An 18,164-nucleotide genomic window follows, 5' to 3' on the forward strand; every position below is an offset into this window, starting at 1 on the left:
TGGCGGGTATTCGGCCGGTGTCGTCGTCGGTGGCGTTCTATTCGACGGTGACCGGGGAGCGGATGGACACGGCGGGGCTGGATGCCGGGTACTGGGTGGCGAATTTGCGGGAGCGGGTGTTGTTCGAGCCGGTGGTGCGGATGCTGGTGGAGCTGGGCAGTGCGGTGTTCGTGGAGTCCAGTCCGCATCCGGTGCTTGCCATGGCGGTCCAGGAGACCGGTGAGGCTGTGGACCGGTCGGTGGTCGCGGTGGGGTCGTTGCGGCGGGATGACGGCGGTGCTGGACGGTTTTTGGCGTCGTTGGCCGAGGCGTATGTGGTGGGTGCGCCGGTGGACTGGTCGGTGTTGTTCGCGGGCACGGGTGCGCGGCGGGTGGATCTGCCGACGTATGCCTTCCAGCACCAGCGCTACTGGCTGGAGGGTGTCACCGTCGGAGGCGAGACCCAGGACACGGTGGAGGATGACACGGATGCCGCGTTCTGGGACGCCGTGGAGCGCGAGAGCCTGTCCGACCTCGCTGAGGTACTCGACGTCTCCGATGCCGGCGCTGCGGCCGAGGCCTGGCTGCCCACGCTGTCGGCCTGGCGCAAGGGCCGCCGTAGGCAGATGACCCTCGATTCGTGGCGCTACCGGACTACTTGGCGCGCGTACAGCCTGCCCTCAGGAACCCGCCTGTCGGGGATGTGGGTGGTGGTGGCTTCTGGTGGGGATGCGCCGGTGGTGGAGGTGCGGCGGGCGTTGGAGGCGGCTGGTGCGGAGGTGTCCGTTCGGGAGGTTCTCGACGGTGTGGCACTCGCGGATGTGTCGGGTGTGGTGTCGTTGCTGGCGTGGGATGAGGGGTCCGCGTTGGAGTCGATGTTGCGGTTGGTGCGGGCGGTTGGTGGTAGTGAGGTGCCGTTGTGGGTGCTGACGCGGGGTGCCGCGGTGGTGGGTGTGGATGATCCGGTGTCGGCGGTGCAGTCGCAGGTGTGGGCGTTGGGGCAGGTGGTGGGGTTGGAACAGCCCCAGGGCTGGGGTGGTCTGGTGGATGTTCCCGGGGTGTGGGATGAGCGGGTGGCGTCGTTGTTGGCTGGTGTGCTGGCGGCTGGTGAGGGTGAGGATCAGGTCGCGGTGCGTTCGTCGGGTGCGTATGGGCGTCGTCTGGTGCGTGCTCCGCTTGGTGGGAGTCCGGTGCCGGTGCGGGAGTGGGGTCCGTCGGGCACGGTCCTGGTCACCGGTGGCACGGGTGGGATCGGTGGGCATCTGGCGCGGTGGCTGGCGAAGGAGGGTGCCGAGCACCTGTTGTTGGTCAGCCGCCGTGGTGAGCGGGCCCAGGGTGCGGCCGAACTGGTCGAGGAGGTGCGCGGGCTGGGCGCGGAGGTGACGGTCGCCGCGTGTGATGTGACCGACCGGGCGGCTCTCGCGGAACTGCTCGCCGAGCATCCCGTCACCTCGATCTTCCACACCGCCGGGATCGCCGCGCACGGCTTCCTGACCGACCTCGACCCGGCTGAGCTCGGGGACCAGATGGGGGCCCGTGTGGTCGGGGCGCGTCACCTGGATGAGCTGTCCGTTGAGTTGGGCTTGGATCTGGATGCGTTCGTGGTGTTCTCCACGGGGGCTTCGGTGTGGGGGAGTGCGGGGAACGGGGCGAATGCGGCTGCGGGTGGTTATCTGGATGGTCTGATCCGTGGTCGTCGGGTGCGTGGGCTGGTGGGTTCGTCGGTGTCGTGGGGTGGCTGGGGGGCCACGGCGATGGCGGTGGGGGAGACGGCGGAGCGGTTGTCGCGTCGTGGGGTGCGGTTGCTGGAGCCGGAGTTGGCGGTTCGGGCGTTGCGGCAGGTGCTGGAGCAGGACGAGGTGTCGGTGACGGTGGCCGACCTGGACTGGTCGTTGTTCACGCCGGGGTACGCGATGGCGCGTCGCCGGCCGCTGATCGAGGACATCCCCGAAGCCGCCCGGGCGCTGAGTGACACCACCGAGACTGACGAGACCCAGGACGCGGCGGCCGGAGGACTGCGGGAGCGGCTGGCCGGGCTGGCGGAGTCGGAGCAGCAGGCGTTGCTGCTGGGGTTGGTGCGGGGTGAGGCCGCGCAGGTGCTGGCGCACGGGTCGACGGCGGAGATCACGCCGAGCAGGCCGTTCAAGGAGCTGGGCTTCGACTCGCTGACCGGGATGGAGCTGCGCAACCGGCTGTCCAAGGCCACCGGACTCCGGCTGCCCGCCACCCTCGTCTTCGACTACCCCAACCCGCAACGCGTCACCGATCTCTTGCTCACCGATCTCGACCAGCAGGGTGGCCGACCGGGCATCGCCGACGTTCTCGACATCAAGCGGGAACTGTCCCGGATCGGTGAGGCACTCGAGGGCGTCGCACCCGATCAACAGGCCCGTGAGGACATCGTCGCCCACCTTCGCGATCTGATCACCCAGCTCAGCGCTACCGAGCAGCACGGTGCCACCGATCTCGAAGCCGCCACGGACGACGAGATCTTCGACTTCATCGACCGCGACCTAGGCGTGTCCTGAACAGGCACCTGCCGGGTTTTCAACTGCTTCGGAGTGGGGTTTCACGATGACCGAGGACAAACTTCGTACCTATCTGCGCAGGGTTACGGCCGAACTGCAGCAGACCCGCCAGCAGCTCAAGGACAGCCAGGACCGAGGGCGGGAGCCGCTCGCCATCGTGGGAATGGCCTGTCGACTTCCCGGCGGGGCCGACTCGCCGGAGCAGCTGTGGCAGATGCTGAGGGACGGCGCCGACGGGGTGGGTGGATTCCCGGACGACCGCGGCTGGGACCTTACCTCGCTCCTCAGCGACGATCCCGACCGTCCGGGCACGACGTACACCCAGGAGGGCGCGTTCCTGAAGGGGGCGGGTGACTTCGACGCCGGGCTCTTCGGTATCTCGCCGCGTGAGGCCGCGACCATGGACCCGCAGCAGCGACTGCTTCTGGAGACCTCGTGGGAGGCGTTGGAACGGGCCGGGATCGACCCGCACTCGCTGCGGGGCAGCCGGACCGGGGTATTCGTCGGCGGTACGGCCATCGAGCACATCGTCAAGCTGATGAACTCGCCGACCGATCAGGGGTACGCCATCACCGGCGGCTCGGGGAGCATCATGTCCGGCCGGATCTCCTACGTCCTGGGCTTGGAAGGGCCGGCGGTCACCATCGACACCGCGTGCTCCTCGTCTCTCGTCGCACTGCACTCGGCCGTACAGTCGCTCCGGCAGGGTGACTGCTCTCTGGCGCTGGCCGGCGGCGTTGCGGTGATGGCCACACCCTCTGCCTTCGTGACCTTCGCCCGGCAGCGCGGACTGGCCGCAGACGGCCGCTGCAAAGCGTTCTCCGATGACGCGGACGGGATCGGCTGGGGTGAAGGCGTCGCCGTCGTGCTGCTGGAACGTCTGTCGGACGCGCGGCGCAACGGGCATGAGGTGCTGGCGGTGGTCCGTGGGTCGGCGGTCAACCAGGATGGTGCGTCGAACGGTCTGAGTGCTCCGAACGGTCCGTCGCAGCAGCGGGTGATCCGGCAGGCGGTCGCCAATGCCGGGCTGACCCTCGCGGACGTCGACATGGTCGAGGCGCACGGCACGGGGACCACGCTCGGCGACCCCATCGAGGCGCAGGCCCTGCTGAACACCTACGGTCAGGAACGACACGACGGCCAACCGCTGTGGCTCGGCTCGCTGAAATCGAACATCGCACACACCCAAGGCGTCTCAGGCGTCGCCGGCGTCATCAAGACCGTGCTGGCCCTGCGCCACGGCATTCTGCCCAAAACCCTGCATGTGGGCAAGCGGAGCAGCCAGGTTGACTGGTCCGTCGGCGCGGTGGAACTGCTCACTGAGGCACGGGAGTGGCCGGAGACGGGGCGTCCGCGGCGGGCGGGTGTGTCGTCGTTCGGGATCAGCGGCACCAACGTACACGTGATCATCGAACAGGCCCCGCAGGAAGAGTCTGCCGAGCCACGGACGGACGAGGCGCCCTCGTTGGAGTCCCCCTTCGCCACGAAGCCCGCCACACTGCCCTGGCTGATCTCCGGCAACACCGAGGCCGCACTGCGTGAACAGGCCGCCCGCCTGCGGGCCCACCTCGATGCCCACCCCGGCCTCGCGGCAGCCGACATCGGTCACTCCCTGCTGACGAGCCGCACCAGATTCGCCCACCGCGCGGTGCTGTTGACCGAGCAGGACGGCGACCGGCGCACCGCACTGACCGCCCTCGCCGACGGACTCGACGCCCCCGGCCTGATTCGAGGCACCGGTGACACTGGCGCGGGAGTGGTGTTTGTGTTTCCTGGTCAGGGGTCGCAGTGGGTGGGGATGGGGCGGGAGTTGTGGGAAGTCTCGTCTGTGTTTGCTGAGTCGATGGTGGCGTGTGAGCGGGCGTTGGCGCCGTTTGTGGGGTGGTCTTTGCGGGATGTGGTGTTCGAGGGTGGGGGTGAGGGGTTGTGGGGTCGGGTGGATGTGGTGCAGCCGGTGTTGTGGGCGGTGATGGTGTCGTTGGCGGCGGTGTGGCGGTCGTTTGGTGTGGAGCCGGTGGGGGTGGTGGGGCATTCGCAGGGTGAGGTGGCGGCGGCGTGTGTGGCCGGGGGCTTGTCGCTGGAGGACGGCGCCCGGGTGGTGGCGGTTCGGTCACGCCTGGTGGGAGAGAGGCTGTCCGGGCGGGGCGGGATGGTGTCGGTGGGGTTGTCGGTGGGTGAGATGGAGGAGTGGCTGGCCGGGTTGGGGGGCCGGGTTGGGGTGGCGGCGGTGAACGGGCCGTCGTCGGTGGTGGTCTCGGGCGAGGTGGAGGCGCTGGACGGCCTGCTGGCCGAGCTCGATGGCGCGGGGGTGCGGGCGCGCCGGATCGCGGTGGACTACGCCTCGCATTCGGCGCAGGTGGATGCGCTCAACGATGATCTCCTGGCGGGGTTGGCGGACATTCGGCCGGTGTCGTCGCCGGTGGCGTTCTACTCGACGGTGACCGGCGAGCGGATGGACACGGCAGGGCTGGACGCTGCGTATTGGGCGGCGAATCTGCGGGAGCGGGTGTTGTTCGAGCCGGTGGTCCGGACGCTTGCCGAGCTGGAGCACCAGGTGTTTGTGGAGTCCAGTCCGCATCCGGTGCTTGCGATGGCGGTCCAGGAGATGTTGGAGAGCGCGTCCGGGGCCGGTGCTGCAGTGGGGTCGCTGCGGCGGGACGATGGCGGTGCTGGACGGTTCTTGGCGTCGTTGGCGGAGGCGTATGTTGCGGGGGCGCCGGTGGACTGGTCGGTGTTGTTCGAGGGTACGGGTACGCGGCGGGTGGATCTGCCGACGTATGCCTTCCAGCACCAGCGTTACTGGCTCGAAGATGCTTCCGCACCGGGTGCGGAGGGTGTGGTGGATCCGGTGGATGCGGCGTTCTGGGGTGCGGTAGAGCGGGCGGATGTGCAGGGTGTTGCGGCACTTGTGGATGGTTCGGTGCCGGGTGTGTGGGAGCCGGTGGTGCCGGTGCTGTCGGCCTGGCGCAAGGGGCGTGAAGAACGGTCGGTCCTGGATTCGTGGCGTTACCGGACTACTTGGCGTGCGTTCAGCCTGCCCTCAGGAACCCGGCTGTCGGGGATGTGGCTGGTGGTGGCTTCCGGTGGGGATGCGCCGGTGGATGAGGTGCGGCAGGCGCTTGAGGCGGCTGGTGCGGAGGTGTGTGTTCGGGCGGATCTCGACGGTGCGGCACTGGCGGGTGTGTCGGGTGTGGTGTCGTTGTTGGCGTGGGATGAGGGGTCGGCGGTGGTGTCGACGATGGAGTTGGTGCAGGCGTGTGGCGGTGGTGGTGAGGTGCCGTTGTGGGTGTTGACGCGGGGTGCTGCGGTGGTGGGTGTGGATGATCCGGTGTCGGCGGTGCAGTCGCAGGTGTGGGCGTTGGGGCAGGTTGTGGGGTTGGAGCAGCCCGGTGGCTGGGGTGGTCTGGTGGATGTTCCCGGGGTGTGGGATGAGCGGGTGGCGTCCTTGTTGGCCGGTGTGCTGGCGGCTGGTGGGGGTGAGGATCAGGTGGCGGTGCGTTCGTCGGGTGTGTACGGGCGTCGTCTGGTGCGTGCTCCACTGGGTGCGAGCCCGGTGCGGGTGCGGGAGTGGAGTCCGTCGGGCACAGCGCTGGTCACCGGTGGTACGGGTGGGATCGGTGGGCATCTGGCGCATTGGTTGGCGAGGGAGGGTGTCGGGCATCTGCTGCTGGTCAGCCGCCGTGGTCCGGAGGCCGAGGGCGTGGCCGAGCTGGTCGAGGAGCTGGGCGGCCTGGGTGTGGAGGTGACGGTTGTCGCGTGTGATGTGACCGATCGGGCGGCTCTCGCGGAACTGCTCGCCACAATCCCCGCCGAGTATCCCCTCACGAGCGTGTTCCATGCTGCGGGGATCGCGGGTTACGGTCTGGTTCGCGAACTGGATGCCGCGGGGCTGGATGCCGAGATGGCCGCCAAGACTCTCGGTGCCCGTCATCTCGACGAGCTGACCGCCGAACTTGGCCTGGATCTGGATGCGTTCGTGGTGTTCTCCTCCGGTGCCGCTGTGTGGGGGAGTGCCGGTAGCGGTGGTTACGCGGCGGCGAACGCGTATCTGGATGGTCTGGCGCGGGAGCGCCGGGCGCGTGGTCTGGTGGCGACATCGGTGTCGTGGGGCAACTGGAAGAACACCGGTCTGGCGACCGACACCACCGCGGAGCAGCTGACGCGCATCGGTGTCCGGCCGATGGAGCCGGAGTTGGCGGTTCGGGCGTTGCGGCAGGCGCTGGAGCAGGACGAGGTGTCGGTGACGGTGGCCGACATGGACTGGTCGTTGTTCACGCCGGGGTACGCGCTGGCCCGCCGCCGTCCGCTGATCGAGGAGATCCCCGAAGCCGCCCGCGCGCTCAGCGAGGACTCCGCCGACCAGGCGAACGACACGGTCGGTGGCGACTCCCTCTTGCGGCAGTCCCTCGCCGCACTGACCGAGTCCGAGCAGCACGAACGGCTCCTCGGTGCGGTCCGTACGGAAGCGGCGGCTGTTCTCACCCACTCGACGACCGACGAGATCACGGACGGCAAGCCGTTCCGTGACTTGGGATTCGACTCCCTGACCGCGATGGAACTGCGCAACCGGCTCAACGCCGCCACCGGACTCCGCCTGCCCGCCACGATCGTCTTCGACTACCCCACGCCCCGCCGGCTCGCAGGACACCTGCACGACAAGCTCTTCGACGGTGGTGCCGAGGTCGCGCTCCCGCAGCTGCGGGCAACGGACGACGACCCGATCGTGATCGTGGGCATGGCCTGCCGCTTCCCCGGCGGGGTGCGCGGTCCCGAGGACCTGTGGAGGCTGCTCGCCGAGGGGCGCGACGAGATGACGGAGTTCCCCGCGGACCGGGGCTGGCAAGGACCGGCCATGAACGCCTTCGTGGAGGAGTTCGGCGGCGCCCGGCAAGGTGCCTTCCTCGCGGACGCGGCGGAGTTCGACGCTGCGTTCTTCGGGATCTCGCCGCGTGAGGCGCGGGCGATGGATCCGCAGCAGCGGCTGCTGCTTGAGACCTCCTGGGAGGTGCTTGAACGCGCCGGCTACGACCCGGTCTCCCTGCGCGGCAGCCGCACCGGCGTGTTCGTCGGCGGTACGCCGCAGGAATACACGACGGTCCTCATGAACTCGGCCGAGGCCGGTAGCGGCTACGCGCTCACCGGTACCTCCGGCAGCGTGATGTCGGGCCGGGTCGCCTACACCCTGGGCCTGGAGGGACCGGCCGTGACGATTGACACGGCGTGTTCGTCCTCGCTTGTCACGCTGCATCTGGCGGCGCAGGCGCTGCGAGGCGGAGAGTGTGACCTCGCCCTGGTCGGTGGCGTGACGGTCATGGCCACACCCGGGGCCTTTGTGGAGTTCGCCCGACAGGGCGGTCTGGCGGGAGACGGGCGGTGCAAGGCGTTCGCCGCGGGTGCCGACGGCACCGGCTGGGGCGAGGGCGTCGGGATGCTGGCCGTCCAGCGGCTCTCGGACGCGGTACGGGACGGACGTCGGGTGCTGGCGGTGGTGCGGGGCTCGGCGGTGAACTCCGACGGTGCGTCGAACGGGCTGACAGCGCCGAACGGTCCGTCGCAGCAGCGGGTGATCCGGCAGGCGTTGGCCTCGGCGGGGCTTTCGGCGGCGGATGTCGATGTGGTGGAGGCGCACGGGACGGGTACGGCGCTGGGTGATCCGATCGAGGCGCAGGCGCTGCTGGCCACCTACGGTCAGGACCGTCCGGTGGACCGGCCGTTGTGGCTCGGTTCGGTGAAGTCCAACATCGGACACACCCAGTACGCCGCCGGAGTCGCCGGTGTGATCAAGGCCGTACTCGCGCTCCAGCACCGTCTGCTGCCGAAGACGCTGCATGTGGAGGAGCCGACGCCGGAGGTGGACTGGTCGTCGGGTGCGGTGGGGGTGCTGACAGAGGCGCGGGAGTGGCCGGAGACGGGACGTCCGCGGCGTGCGGGGGTGTCGGCGTTCGGGATCAGCGGGACGAACGCGCACGTGATTCTGGAGCAGGCTCCGGAAGCCGTAGAGGAGAGCGCGTCTGGTGAGACCGGTTCGGTGCTGGTGCCGTGGGTGATCTCGGCGCGGTCGGAGCAGGCGTTGCGAGAGCAGGCGCGGCGGCTGGCCGGACACCTGCGCGCACATGACCTGCGCCCCGTCGATGTGGGGTTCTCGCTGGCCACGGCGCGGGCGGGGCTGGAGCACCGGGCGGTGCTGATGGGGCGGGAGACGTCGGAGTTCCTGGCCCAGCTGGAGACGGTGGCAGGTGGCGGGCAGGTGGCAGGTGGCGGGTCGGTGTCGGAGGGCGGGACAGCATTGCTGTTCTCCGGGCAGGGCTCGCAGCGGGCGGGGATGGGCAGGGAACTGTATGAGGCGTATCCGGTGTTCGCGGCCGCTTTCGATGAGGTGTGCGGGCATCTGGACGTGCTCCTGGAGCGTCCGGTGAAGGAAGTGGCCTTCGCCGATGGTGAGGCGCTGGACCGGACGGTGTTCACCCAGGCGGGTCTGTTTGCGCTTGAGGTGGCGTTGTACGAGCTGGTGGGTTCGTGGGGGGTGCGGGCGGATGTGCTGCTGGGGCACTCCATCGGCGAGCTGGCCGCGGCGTACGCGGCGGGCGTGTGGTCGCTCGAGGACGCGTGCCGGGTGGTGGCGGCGCGGGGCCGGCTGATGCAGGCCCTGCCTGAGGGCGGGGTCATGGTCGCGGTGGAAGCCGCGGAGGAGGAGCTGCCCCAGTTGCCGGCGGGCGTGTCGGTGGCGGCGGTGAACGGGCCGCGTTCGCTGGTGCTCTCCGGCGACGACGAACCGGTGACCGCGCTCGCGCAGACCTTCGCGGGGCAGGGCCGGCGCACCAGACGGCTGACCGTGAGCCACGCCTTCCACTCCGCGTGGATGGAGCCGATGCTGGCGGACTTCGCCGAGGTGCTGGGCTCCGTGGAGTTCCGTGCACCGCGCATCCCTGTGGTGTCCAACGTGACCGGGCAGGTCGCGGGCGAGGAGCTGGCCACCCCTGATTACTGGGTGCGGCATGTGCGGGAGGCGGTCCGATTTGCTGACGGGGTGACCACCGTGCTGGGGCGGGGTGTCGACAAGTTCCTGGAGCTGGGCCCGGGTGGCGCACTGACCGCGATGGCCGAGGAGGCGCTGGACCACACCGGTACCGACGCCGTCTGCGCCCCCGTCCTGCACCCCGAGCATCCCGAAGCGTCGAGCGCCGTCCGTGGCCTCGGACGGATCTACGCCGTCGGCGCCCGGGCCGACTGGTCCGCGCTCTTCGCCGGTACCGGCGCACGCCGTGTCGACCTGCCCACCTACGCCTTCCAACGACGGCGCTTCTGGCTCGACTCGCTCGCTACCGGCAGCGGCGATCCGGCGAGCCTCGGACTCACGACCACCGGTCATCCGCTGCTCGGCGCCGGCGTGAGGCTGCCCGATTCGGACGGCTTCCTGTTCACCGGCAGACTTTCTCTGGCCACGCAGCCGTGGATCGCCCAGCACGCGCTGCTGGGCACCGCGCTGCTGCCTGGTACCGCGTTCGTGGAGCTGGCGCTGCGCGCCGGCGCCGAGTCGGGCTGCGAGGTGATCGAGGAACTCACCCTGGAAGCACCCCTGGTGTTGGAGGAGCATGGCGGTCGCGCGGTCCACGTGACGGTCGGCGGGCTCGACGAGTCCGGCCGGCGCACGATCACGCTCCACTCACGGCCCGACGGCGCGGGCGACGACGAGTCCTGGCTTCGGCACGCCACCGGCGTACTGGTCGAGCGGCGCGAGACGGAGTCCGCCGATGCGCCGACGGAGGGTGTGTGGCCGCCCGACGGCGCCACAGAGATCCCCGTCCAGGACTTCTACCCGGACATGGCCGAGGCCGGATTCACCTACGGGCCGGTCTTTCAGGGCCTGCGAGTCCTGTGGAGCAAGGACGGCGAGCTGTTCGCCGAGGTTCGGCTGCCGGACGAGGCGGGCGAGGCGGGCGACGAGGGCAGCGGGTTCGGTGTGCACCCGGCACTGCTGGACGCGGCCCTGCAGCCCCTCGCCCTCAGTGTCCTCGGCGGGACGGACGGCCGGCAACCGGTCAAGGGCGGCATGCCCTTCGTCTGGACCGGGGTCCGGCTGCACGCCACCCACGCCACGGTCGCCCGGGTCAAGCTGGCCCCGGTGGGACGCAGCGAGGTGTCCGTCGTGGTGACCGACGACTCGGGGCTGCCGATCGCCACGGTCGACTCGCTGGCCATGCGCGACCCGATTCTGGAACAGTTCACTGCCTCCGCGTCCCGGCAGGATGCGCTGTTCGGCGTGCGGTGGACGCCCATACCCCTCGCGGCGCACGCTGAGCTCGGTGAGTGGGCGATGCTCGGCTTCGACCCGCTGGAGATCCGCCAGCGTCTCGTCGAGGCCGGCCTCACCGGTACGCCGTATCTGGACCCGCAGTCCCTGATCGACACCGTGGAATCGGGCAAGCCCGTTCCGCCAGTCGTGGCGGTGTCCTGCTTCGGCGGTGGGGGCAGTACCGTCACAGCCACTCACGAGGCCGTCGGACGGGCTCTGGGAGTGCTTCAGCACTGGCTCGCGGACGCCCGCCTCACGAGTTCCCGGCTGGTTCTACTGACCCGAGGCGCGGTTCCGGCCGTCGACACCGACCGGATCGAAGATCTGGCGGCCTCGGCTGTCTGGGGTCTGGTGCGGGCGGCCCAGTCCGAGCATCCGGACCGGATCGTGCTCATCGACCTCGATGACGACCCCGCGTCGTACCGGGCGCTGCCCGCGGCCCTCGGCACCGGTGAACCACAACTCGCCCTGCGCGCGGGCGCCGCCAGCGCGCCTCGCCTGGCCCGGCACACCGGCGCGCCGGAGGTCACCCCGGGCTTCGGCCCCGACGGCACCGTGCTGGTCACCGGGGGCACCGGGGCGCTCGGCGCGGTCGTCGCCCGGCACCTCGCGGCCGCGCATGGCGTCCGGCACCTGGTCCTGGCCAGCCGCAGTGGAGCCGAGGCGTCAGGCGCGGACGCGCTGCTGGCCGACCTGACCGAGCTGGGCGCCGACGCCACGATCGTGGCCTGCGACGTCTCGGACCGCGCCGCGCTGGCCGCTCTGCTGGACGCCATCCCAGCCGAGCGGCCGCTGACCGGCGTCGTGCACACGGCGGGGGTACTGGCGGACGGGACAGTCGAGTCCCTCACCCCGGACCAGGCCGACACGGTGCTGCGGGTCAAGGCCGACGCGGCCTGGCATCTGCACGAACTGACCGCGCTCACGCCGGTGCGGGAGTTCGTCCTGTTCTCCTCCGCCGCCGGACTGCTGGGCAGTCAGGGGCAGGGCAACTACGCGGCCGCCAACGCCTTCCTGGACGCCCTCGCCGCCCACCGGCGAGCCGCGGGACTGGCCGGTACCTCGCTGGCCTGGGGCTGGTGGGACCTGCCCGGCGGCATGGCCGCGGACCTCGGCCGTGCCGAACGCGCCCGGATGGCCCGTGGTGGGCTCACCCCCTTCACAGCCGAGACCGGAATGGACGCCTTCGACCAGGCCCTCGCCGCCGGCACCGAGCCCCTGCTCGTCCCGATGCGTATGAACACCGCGGTGGCGCGGGCTTCGGCCGGGCAGCAGATACCGTCGGTGCTGCGCGGGCTGGTCCGGGCCCCACGGCGACGGGCCGTCCGATCGGACGAGGGGAGCGCCTCGCGGCTGCGCGAGCGGCTGGCCGGAGCGAAGGCAGACGAGCGGCTGGCCATGCTCACCGAGCTGGTCCGTGTCGAGGCCGCTCAGGTGCTCGGGCACAGCGGGGCCGAGGCCGTCGAGGACGGCAGCAGCTTCGCCGAGCTGGGCTTCGACTCGCTCACCTCGGTCGAGTTGCGCAACCGCATCGGCGAGCGCACAGGACTGCGGCTGGCGTCCACGGTCGTCTTCGACCACCCCACACCGGCCGCCCTCGCCGCCGAACTCGGTGACCGGCTGGGCGATACGGTCGACGTCGTGTCGGCCGCGCAGCCGTCCGAGGTCCCCGGAGCCGGCGGCTCCGGCGTCGAGACGACCGCGGACACGGCGGTGATCAACGGGGTGGAGGCGCTCTACCGGCGCTCCATCGAGCTGGGCCGGCTCGACCTGGGGCACAGCGTGCTGAAGAACTCGGTCGACCTGCGGGCGAGTTTCTCCGTTCCGGACGAGGTCCGGAACGGACCGGAGCTCGTCAGGCTCGTCGAGGGAGCACAGCACCCGAAGATCATCTGCTTCCCGTCGCAGTCGGTGTGGGCGAGCAACCAGGAACTGGTCGGCATGGCCGTACCGCTGCGCGGAGTCCGTGACCTGTGGTCCCTGATGCTCCCCGGCTTCGTGACCGGCCAGCCGGTCGCCGCCGATGTGGACGCGGCGGCCGAGTACGCCGTACGACTCATCGAAGAACTGGTCCAGGACGAGCCCTTCGTCCTGGCCGGGCGTTCCTCCGGCGGCAGGATCGCCCATGAGGTCGCCGTCAGGCTGGAGGGACGAGGCCGTGCCCCGAAGGGACTGGTGCTGATCGACAGCTACATGGCCGGCTATGAGGCGACTTCCTACATCACGCCGGTGATGGAGTCCAAGGCCCTGGAGCTGGAGAAGGACTTCGGTCAGATGACCGGGACCCGGCTCACCGCGATGGCCGCCTACTTCGCCATGTTCGAGGCATGGCAGCCTGAGGAGACCTCGGTTCCGACGCTGCTGGTGCGGGCTTCGGAGCGTTACGGCATCGAGCCGGGGCAGGAGCAGCCCCCGGCCGAGGAATGGCAGTCCGCCTGGCCGCTGCCGCACGACGCGATCGACGTGCCGGGTAACCACTACTCCATGATCGAAGGCAGCGGGGACGTCACGGCGGCGGCCGTGCACCGGTGGCTGGCGGAGCGTGACGCGTAGGACCGCTCACCACGAAGGGCCGTGCTCCGGCGACGGGAGCATGGCCCGTCGCACGCGTGCGGAGGCGGCGCCGCCGACGCCGGACCCGCCGGACGAAGGAAGACGACGGGCCCAGCAGGTGTCGGCCTGCTGGGCCCGTCGTCCGTGCGGTGGGGCGGATGCCGTGTCACCAGGTGATGGGCAGGCTCTCCAGTCCGCGGAGGATGGAAGCCGGCTTCAGCCGGAGTTCCGACTCGGGCACCGCGAGCCGTACCTCCGGCATCCGCTCCATGATGGCCCGGAACGCCTCCTGGAGTTCGATACGGGCGAGCTGCGCGCCGAGGCAGTAGTGGATGCCCGTACTGAAGGCCAGGTGCGGGTTCTGCTCACGCGCCAGGTCCAGCCGGTCCCCGTCCTCGAACACGTCGGGGTCACGATTGGCGGTGGCGACCGCGGGCAGGACCACGACACCGGCGGGCAGCACCTTGCCGTTGCTCAGCTCCACCTCCGCGGTGGTGAGCCGGGGGGTGATGCCGCCGGTCGCGGTGAGCGGGACGAACCGCAGCAGCTCGTCGATGGCCTTCGGAAGCGCCTCGGGGTTCGCCCGCAGCTTGTCGAACTCGTCGGGATGGTGCAGCAGGGTGAGCAGGAACATGCTGATCAGGTTGGCGGTCGTTTCGTGGCCCGCGCTGAGGATGCCGATACTCAGCGTGATGATCTCACGCTCGGTGAGCGTGCTGCCTTCCTCTTCGCTGATCGCGATCAGCTCGCTGATCATGTCATCGGCGGGCTTCTGCCGCTTGACCGCGATGAGGTCACCGAAGTACTTGACCAACGCGACCGTCGCCGCTTCCTTCTCCTCGACCTGATGCCAGTCGCCGAGCAACGCGTTCGACCAGGCGTGAAACGTGTCCTGATCGCCGGCCGGTACGCCGAGGAGCTCGCAGACCACGCGGACCGGCAGCGGAACGGCGAAGTTCTTCACCAGGTCCACCGGACGGGGCAGGGTCTGGAGCTCGTCGAGGAGTTCGACCACCAGCTCCACGATCCGGGGCCGCAGCTGCTCCACCCGCCGTGCGGTGAAGGCCTTGCTGACCAGCTTGCGCAGCCGGGTGTGCTCCGGCGGGTCCATGCCGACGAGAGATTCGTTCATCAGCTTGCCGGTCTCGGTCTCCGACATGGCGGCGGCCGCGGTCGCGATGACCCGGCTGCTGAACCGGGGGTCCAGGAGTACCTTGCGGACATCGGCGTGCTTGGTCACCATCCAGCCGGTGATGCCGTCGGGAAACTTCACCTCGACCACGGACTCGCCGTCCCGGACCTCGGCCAGCTCCGGGGGCAGTTCACAGACCGAGGGCGGGTCGGGGAACGGGAACGGTATGGGTTCGGAAGGCGCTTCGGCCATGGATGGCTCTCCAGATTCGTGAGGGTTTCTCGGGCGCGGCGGAACGACGCGTGGGGGTGGGCAGGCCGACCTTCCTCGCAGGCTATTCACGATCGGCCCCTACACCCTCCCCCTAGCTCGCCCCACTCGCGTGACGTGCCCGGTACCGAGCCCCGTCACCGCGTGCTGGTACTCCTGGCCATCGCGAGCAGCGCCGTCACGTCCATGGACTTGATCTCCTCGCTGCGGTCGGCCACCTCCGGCTCCGCCCTCTCGTCGCCGGTCAGCGCCAGCAGCGCCTCCAGCAGACCGTGTTCGCGCAGCCGGTCCAGTGGGACGGACATCAGGGCGCGGCGTACGGCCGCTTCCTGCTCGGCCTCGGGCGTCGTGGCGCTCTGCGCTCCGTCGGGGGCCAGCCGGGCGACCAGCAGGGCCACCAGTGCGCCGAGCGTCGGATAGTCGAAGACCAGGCTGACGGGGAGTCGCAGACCGGTGGCCGCGTTGAGCCGGTTGCGCAGTTCCACGGCGGTCAGCGAGGTGAAGCCGAGATCGCGGAACGGCCGGTCGGTCTCGATCTGGTCCGAGGACGCGTGCCCCAGCACGGCGGCGATCCGGTCACGGACCAGCGCCAGCAGCGTCTCTTGACGTTCGGCGGGCCCCATCTCCGCGATCCGGTACCGCAGTTGGCTCTCCGGGGCCTGGCTCCCGGTCCGCGCCGACCGCTGGGCCGGGACCCGGACCAAGCCGCGCAGCACCGGGGGCAGGGAGCCGGCGGCGGCCTGCGCGCGCAGGGCGGCGCTGTTGAGGCGGACGGGGAACACGACGGGCTCGGCGCGGCGCCAGCCCAGGTCGAACAAGGCGAGGCCCTGGTCCGCCGGCATTGCGGACACCCCGCCCATCGGAGAGCCCGCCGAGGCCCCCTCGGCGAGGTGGCTGTCCATACCCCGCTCGGTCGCCCACAGCCCCCAGCCCAGTGAGGTGGCCGCGAGCCCGTTGCGGTGTCTGTACTGGGCGAGAGAGTCCAGGAAGGTGTTGGCGGCCGCGTAGTTGCCCTGTCCGGTGCCGCCGAGGGTGCCCGCGATCGAGGAGAACAGCACGAAGGCGGACAGGTCCAGCTCCGCTGTCAGCTCATGGAGATGTACCGCGGCGTCCACCTTGGCGCGGAACACCCGGTCGATCAGCTCCGGCGCCAGCGAGGCCAGCAGCGCATTCTCGGCAGTGCCCGCGCAGTGCACCACCGCGGTCAGCGGATGCCCGGCGGAAACCCCGTCGAGTACGGCCGCCAGCGCAGCGCGGTCCGACACGTCGCAGGCCACCAGCGTCACCGTGGCCCCCAACTCCTCCAAGTCGTGGACGAGTTCACCGGCGCCCTCGGCATCCGGACCCTGTCGGCTGAGCAGCAGCAGATGGTGTACGCCGTGCAGCTTTGCGAGACGGGTGGCGACCAGCGCGCCGATCCCACCGGTCGCCCCGGTCACCAGCACCGTGCCGGACGGGTCGAGCGCGTCGAGCTCCGTCCCGGGCACGGTGTCCGGGACGTCGGCGGCCGGCGGCCGGTTGAGGCGAGGCATCAGCGCGACTCCGTCGCGCAGGGCGAGTTGAGCCTCCCCCGACGCGACCGCGGCCGGCACCGCCCGCCCGGACTCGACGCTCCCGTCGGTGTCCAGCAGGACCAGCCGGCCGGGATTCTCCGACTGGATCGAACGCACCAGCCCCCACAGCGGCGCGGAGCCGAGCCCGGCCACCCGGTCATCCGCTGAGGTGCCCACGGCGTCCGTGGTCGTCACCACCAGCGGTATCGAGGCGAGCCGCTCGTCGAGTTCCTCTGAGACCCAGGTGCGCGCCGCCTCCAGCACCAGCCCGGAGCGTTCCCGGGTAAGCGCCGGGAGCTCCGCGAACCCCGGACCGGCCGGTTCGCCGTCGTCCGGCGTGAGTACGACGAACGCGGGCACCGGATCACCCGCGGCGACCGACGCGCTCAGTGCCAGCAGGTCCTGGTGGTGCACGGCACCGCTGCCGGGGCCTGCCCATGCCGGCGCTGTGCCCACCACCGCCCACGCCGCCGTCTCGACCGTGGGCAGCGGCACCGGTGTCCACACCATGCTCAGCAGCGAGGAGTGCGTGGCGGTCCGCCCGGACCCTGGATCGCTGTCGGTGAGGTCGGCCGGCCGCAGCAGCAGCGAACCGATCGAGACGACCGGGGTGCCCGTGCCGTCCACGGCACGCAGCGACACGGCGCTCTTGCCCGCTGGGGAGAGGACCACCCGCAGGGCGGTGGCGCCGGTGGCCTGCAGGGACACCGCGTTCCAGGCGAACGGGCGCAGCGGTGCGCTCGGGACGTCCAGCTCGTTGCAGAAGTTCACCGCGTGCAGGGCCGCGTCCAGCAGCGCGGGGTGCAGCAGGAACTCGCCCGCCGCCTCGTGCAGCTCCTGCGGCAGCTCGATCTCGGCGAAGACCTCCCGGCCACGGGACCAAGCGGCCCGCAGTCCCCGGAAGGCGGGCCCGTAGGCGAGCGGGCCGCCCGCCAGGTCCTCGTACAGGCTGCCGATGTCGATCCGCTCGGCGCCGCGCGGCGGCCAGTCGGCCGGTTCCGCCTTCGGTGCCGGACCGGCCGGGCACAGGACACCCGTGGCGTGCCGCGTCCACTCGGCGGCCGTGAACTCTTCGTCCGTACGGGCGAAGAAGCCGACTTCGCGCCGCCCGGCGTCGTCCGGGGCGCCCACAGTGAGCTGCAGGTCCACACCGCCGGTCTCGGGCAGCGTGAGCGGAGTCTGAAGGGTCAGCTCCTCGATGTAGGGGCACTCGGCGAGATCGCCCGCCACGGCGGCCAGTTCCACGAACGCGGTTCCCGGCAGCGGAACCGTCCCCGCCACCCTGTGGTCAGCCAGCCAGGGGTGGTCACGCAGCGAAAGACGGCCGGTCAGGACGAGGCCGTCGGACTCGGCGGGCTCCACGGCGGCCCCGAGCAGCGGATGCCCGGGGGAACGCAGACCGGCGGCAGTCACATCACCGGATCCGGACACCGGCATACGCAGCCAGTAGCGCTGGTACTGGAAGGCGTACGTGGGCAGGTCCACCGGCCGTGCACCGGTGCCCTCGAACACCACCGACCAGTTCACGGGCGCGCCCGCGACGTACGCCTCGGCCAGTGACGTGAGCAGCCGCCCGGCACCCGCGTCGTCGCGTCGTATGGTCCCGGACACATGGGCCGAGACCCCCGCACCGTCGATGATCTCCTGGAGGGCCATCGCGACGACAGGGTGAGGACTGACCTCCAGCAGGGTCCGGTGTCCCTCGTCGAGCGTGGCCCGCACTGCGGCCTCGAAGGCGACGGTCTCCCGCATGTTCCGCAGCCAGTACCCGGCATCCAGCCCCGCCGTGTCCATCCGCTCCCCGGTCACCGTCGAATAGAACGCCACCGACGACGACACCGGCCGAATACCCGCCA

Annotated in this window: 4 protein-coding genes; 2 read left to right on the top strand and 2 right to left on the bottom strand. The window is 70.7% G+C overall.

All coding sequences use genetic code 11. The features are described 5' to 3' along the window. On the top strand, positions 1-2,507 hold a 2,507-nt coding region (locus tag ACH4U7_RS52015), incomplete at its 5' end, for an SDR family NAD(P)-dependent oxidoreductase (protein WP_398534756.1). Between the two features lie 46 nt (positions 2,508-2,553). Further along, the gene (locus tag ACH4U7_RS52020) at positions 2,554-13,353 is read left to right on the top strand and encodes a type I polyketide synthase (protein ID WP_398534757.1); all 10,800 of its coding nucleotides are present in this window, start codon (positions 2,554-2,556) and stop codon (positions 13,351-13,353) included. A gap of 166 nt (positions 13,354-13,519) precedes the next feature. Here ACH4U7_RS52020 and ACH4U7_RS52025 read toward each other — a convergent pair whose 3' ends face one another. Together ACH4U7_RS52025 and ACH4U7_RS52030 are read right to left on the bottom strand one after the other, a co-directional pair. Further along, complete coding sequence (locus tag ACH4U7_RS52025; RefSeq protein ID WP_398534758.1) at positions 13,520-14,737, bottom strand: cytochrome P450; 1,218 nt, start codon at positions 14,735-14,737, stop codon at positions 13,520-13,522. Between the two features lie 155 nt (positions 14,738-14,892). Beyond that, positions 14,893-18,164 (bottom strand): type I polyketide synthase (locus ACH4U7_RS52030; RefSeq protein WP_398534759.1); only part of this gene is annotated, 3,272 nt, incomplete at its 5' end.

This window comes from Streptomyces sp. NPDC020845 (assembly GCF_044334165.1).
Lineage (GTDB): Bacteria > Actinomycetota > Actinomycetes > Streptomycetales > Streptomycetaceae > Streptomyces.